Below are 4,149 nucleotides of genomic sequence, written 5' to 3'. Positions count from 1 at the left end.
CCGTCGATCGCGAGGCCGCGCAGCCGGTTGCGCATCCGCCGCGCCGCCTCGCGCCCGGCCGGGCTGAGCGCGCGATCGTGATCGGCCTGGTCGTCGCGGGCCCGTTCGGCCTTGGCGTGGCGCATGAGAATGAGCTGGTGCATGAATCTCTTTCGCGGCAGGGGTTGGCGGGGCGTTTATGCGCGGCTCCGCCCTCGCGATCCAGAGCGCGTGCCCTATTTATTGCATCGGAGCGTTGCGCGGCCGGCGTCGCGGCATCCATTCGCCGCCCGTTGCCCGTAACCGCAGGGAAACCGTGAAGGAGGAACGATGACCGACGCCCCCATCGGCCGTCGCGGCGTCCTCGCCGCGGCGGCAGCCCTGGCGTTGCCCGTCCCGCGGGACGACCGCCTGGCATTCGACATCTACCGCAACGGCAGCCATGTCGGCCGGCAGAGCCTGCGCTTCATCCGCGCGGGCGACCATCTCTGGGTGGAGAACCACGCCGCCCTCAAGGTCGGGCTGATCGGCATCCCGCTCTTCACCTACCGCGCCCATATCGTCGAGCACTGGCAGAACGGGGCCTTCCGCGCCGCGACCAGCGAGATCGACGACAACGGCCGCAAGATCCGCCTCAGCGTCGAGCGGACGGCGTCCGGCGTCGTCATCTCCGGCAACCGCATCGCCCGCTACACCGCCCCGCGCGACGCCCTGCCGCTCACCTACTGGAACAAGGCGATGCTGAACGGCCCGATGATCAACATGCAGACCGGCCATACCGACCGGCCGACCATCACCCGCCAGGGCTGGTTCCACCTGCCCGCCATGCCCTCCGGCACCGTCACCGCGGCGCGCTACCAGCTCACCGGCCCGATCCGTCTCGCGGTCTTCTACAACCAGGCCGACACCTGGTCCGGCCTCGACTTCCATCACGAGGGTCACGTCACCTACCGCCCGATCCTCGGCTGATGCCCGGCCACCTGCGCGTCATCCTGGGCGACCAGCTCTCGCCCGCCATCGCCGCCCTCGCGGGCCTCGACCCCGGCGCCGACACGGTGCTGATGGCCGAGGTGATGGGCGAGTGCACCTATGTCCCCCACCATCCGCAGAAGATCGCGCTCGTCCTCGCGGCGATGCGCCACTTCGCCAGGGCCCTGCGCGCCCGCGGCGTCGCGGTCCGCTACGTCGCGCTCGACGATCCGGCCAATACCGGCACGCTCGCCGGCGAGGTCGCCCGCGCCTGCGCCGCGCTGAAGCCGGACGCCATCATCGCCACCGAACCCGGCGAATACCGGGTTCTCGAGGCCATGCGCGGCTGGGCCGAGCAGACCGGCATCCCCTGCGAGATCCGCGACGACACGCGCTTCCTCTGCTCCCGCGCCGATTTCGTCGCCTGGACCGGATCGAAAAAGCAGCTCCGTATGGAGTTCTTCTACCGCGAGATGCGCCGCCGCCACCGCATCCTGATGGAGGGCGACGACCCGGTCGGCGGCAAATGGAACTACGACCCCGAGAACCGCAAATCCCTGCCCGCCGGGCTCGCGCCCCCCGAAGCGAAGCGCTTCCCGCCCACGGCCGAAACCCGCGAGGTGCTCGCCCTCGTCGCCGCCCGCTTCGCCGATCATTACGGCAGCCTCGATGGGTTCGACTGGCCGGTCACCGCGCGCGATGCCGAGGCGGGCTTCGCCGATTTCCTCGCCCGCCGTCTCCCCGGCTTCGGCGACTGGCAGGACGCGATGGCGGCGGACCGGGATTTCATGTTCCACTCGCTGGTCTCCGTCCCGCTCAATCTCGGCCTGCTCGACCCGCTCGATCTCTGCCGCCGCGCCGAGGCCGAATACGAGGCCGGCCGCGCCCCGCTCAACGCCGTCGAGGGCTTCATCCGCCAGATCCTCGGCTGGCGCGAATTCATCCGCGGCATCTACTGGCGGCACATGCCCGGCTACGCGACGCTGAACGCCCTCGGCGCCGACCTTCCGCTGCCGGACTTCTACTGGACCGGCGCCACCGACATGCGCTGCATGGCCCAGGCGATCGGGCAGACGCTGCGCCGCGCCTACGCCCATCACATCCAGCGCCTGATGGTCACCGGCAATTTCGCCCTCCTCGCCGGCATCGCGCCGGATGCGGTCGACCGCTGGTATCTCGCCGTCTACGCCGATGCCTATGAATGGGTGGAAATGCCCAACACCCGCGGCATGGCGCTGCACGCCGATGGCGGCATCGTCGGCTCGAAGCCCTATGCCGCCTCCGGCGCCTATATCGCCCGCATGAGCGATTACTGCGCCGGCTGCCATTACGACGTGAAGGACGCGACCGGCCCGCGCGCCTGCCCCTTCAACGCGCTCTACTGGGATTTCATCGCCCGCCACGCGGATCGCTTCGCCGCCAATCCGCGCATGGCGATGCCGGTGCGAACGTGGCACAAGATGGCGGAACCGAAGCGCCGCGCCCTGCGCGACCGCGCCGCCGAGCTGCGCCGCCGCCTGCAACACGGAGACAGAATATGAAACCCGTCACCAGCGCCGACGGCATCGTCTGGATCACCGGCGCCTCCAGCGGCATCGGCCGCGCCCTGGCCGAGGCGCATGTGGCGCAGGGCTGGCGCGTCGCCATCACCGCCCGGCGCGAGGCCGAGCTTCGCGCCCTCGCCGAAACCCATCCGAGCCGCATCATCGTCGCGCCGGCCGACGTGACCGATCCCGACTCGGTGCGCGAGGCGGTGAACACCATCACCCGCGACGGCCCGATCGCCCGCGCCATACTCAACGCCGGCACCTATGAGCGCGACACCGCCGAAACCTTCACCGCCGATCGCCTGCGCCGCCAGGTCGAGCTGAACCTGCTCGGCACCGCGCGCGGGCTCGAACTGGTGATGCCGGCGATGATCGCCCGCAAGCGCGGCCAGATCGCGCTGATGTCCTCGCTCGCCGGCCTCGCCGGCCTGCCCGGCTCGGTCTCCTATTCGGCGACCAAGGCGGCGCTGATCGCCACCGCCGAAGCCCTGAAATTCGACCTCGACCGCCACGGCGTCGCGATCTCGGCGATCTGCCCCGGTTTCGTGAAATCGCCGCTCACCGCGAACAACCGCTTCCCGATGCCCTTCCTGATGGAAACCGACGCCGCCGCCCGCGCCATCCTGCGCGGGCTCGATGCCGGGCGGTTCCTGATCGCCTTCCCCGAAGGCCTGGCCCGCCCGCTGCGCATCCTGCGCCTGCTGCCCCATGCCGCCTTCTTCCCGCTCGTCGCCCGCTTCACCGGGTCGCGCACGCCGGGCAGGGCGGAGCCGGACCCGGAGAGCTAGTTCCCCATCGGGAAATCGAGCCCGGTGCTGCCGAACCCGCCCGCCTCGCGCGCGGTCCGGTCGAGATCGTCGGTCTCCTGCCACACCAGCCGCGACACCGGTGCCAGCACCGCCTGCGCGATCCGCATCCCCCGCGTCACCTCGAACGCCTCGGTCCCGGCATTGAGCACGATCACCTGGATCTCGCCGCGATAATCGCTGTCGATCGTCCCCGGACTGTTCGGAATCACGATCCCATGCTTGAGCGCGAGGCCCGAGCGCGGGCGGACCTGCAACTCGAAATCCGGCGGCAGCGCGATGGCGAGCCCGGTCGGCACCAGCGCCCGCGCCCCCGGCGCGATCACCACCGGCGCATCGACCGCCGCCAGCAGGTCGAGCCCCGCCGATCCGGCGGTGGCATAGTCGGGCAGGGGCAGGCCGGCGCCATGCGCCAGCCGCTTCACGGCAACTGCAATCGTCATTGGAAAATCCCTGAAATCCTCTCCGCCAGCCGGTCGGCCACCGCGTCCTTCCCGGCGCGCGGCCAGGGCTCGGCGCCCGCTTCGGTGATCAGCACGACCTCGTTCTCGGCGCCACCCATGATGCCGGTTCCCGCGCCGACATCGTTGGCCACGATCCAGTCGCACCCCTTGCGCGCCCGCTTCGCCGTCGCCTGCGCGACAAGGTCGCCCGTCTCCGCCGCGAACCCGACGACAAGGCGCGGCCGCCGCCCCTCAAGCCGCGACACTTCCGCGAGAATGTCGGGGTTTTCCACCAGCGCCAGCGCCGGCGGCGCGCCGGTCTTCTTGATCTTCCGCCCCTGCGCCTCGACCCGCCAGTCCGCGACGGCGGCGCAGAACACCGCGGCATCGGCGGGCAGGGCGGCA

The 4,149-nt window shown here is 70.9% G+C and carries 5 protein-coding genes and 1 pseudogene; 3 read left to right on the top strand and 3 right to left on the bottom strand.

Annotated elements, in window-relative coordinates:
* A pseudogene (locus APM_RS12100) lies at positions 1–125 on the bottom strand (phosphohistidine phosphatase); the annotation flags it as partial.
* A gap of 184 nt (positions 126–309) precedes the next feature.
* On the opposite strand from APM_RS12100, the gene APM_RS12095 reads away from it, so the two are divergent.
* The 3 genes from APM_RS12095 to APM_RS12085 are packed head-to-tail and all read left to right on the top strand — an operon-like array spanning position 310 to position 3,283.
* Positions 310–948: a DUF6134 family protein gene (locus APM_RS12095; RefSeq protein WP_007423665.1), complete on the top strand. Its 639-nt coding sequence runs from the start codon at positions 310–312 to the stop codon at positions 946–948.
* The gene (locus APM_RS12090; protein ID WP_007423664.1) at positions 948–2,489 is read left to right on the top strand and encodes a cryptochrome/photolyase family protein; all 1,542 of its coding nucleotides are present in this window, start codon (positions 948–950) and stop codon (positions 2,487–2,489) included. Before APM_RS12095 ends, APM_RS12090 begins: the two co-directional genes overlap by 1 nt.
* Positions 2,486–3,283 carry an SDR family oxidoreductase gene (locus tag APM_RS12085; RefSeq protein WP_007423663.1) on the top strand — a complete coding sequence of 266 codons (798 nt, stop codon included), beginning with the start codon at positions 2,486–2,488 and terminating at the stop codon, positions 3,281–3,283. Before APM_RS12090 ends, APM_RS12085 begins: the two co-directional genes overlap by 4 nt.
* Here APM_RS12085 and dut read toward each other — a convergent pair.
* Positions 3,280–3,744: a dUTP diphosphatase gene (dut, locus tag APM_RS12080; RefSeq protein WP_007423662.1), complete on the bottom strand. Its 465-nt coding sequence runs from the start codon at positions 3,742–3,744 to the stop codon at positions 3,280–3,282. The two genes, APM_RS12085 and dut, sit on opposite strands and share 4 nt — an antisense overlap.
* A partial coding sequence (locus tag APM_RS12075) for a phosphopantothenoylcysteine decarboxylase (protein WP_007423661.1) occupies positions 3,741–4,149 on the bottom strand: 409 nt, incomplete at its 5' end. The genes APM_RS12075 and dut, both read right to left, overlap by 4 nt.

The organism is Acidiphilium sp. PM, from assembly GCF_000219295.1.
GTDB classification, from domain to species: domain Bacteria; phylum Pseudomonadota; class Alphaproteobacteria; order Acetobacterales; family Acetobacteraceae; genus Acidiphilium; species Acidiphilium multivorum.
The sequence above is the reverse complement of the archived record's forward strand: the minus strand, read 5'-3'. Positions and strand labels throughout refer to the sequence as shown.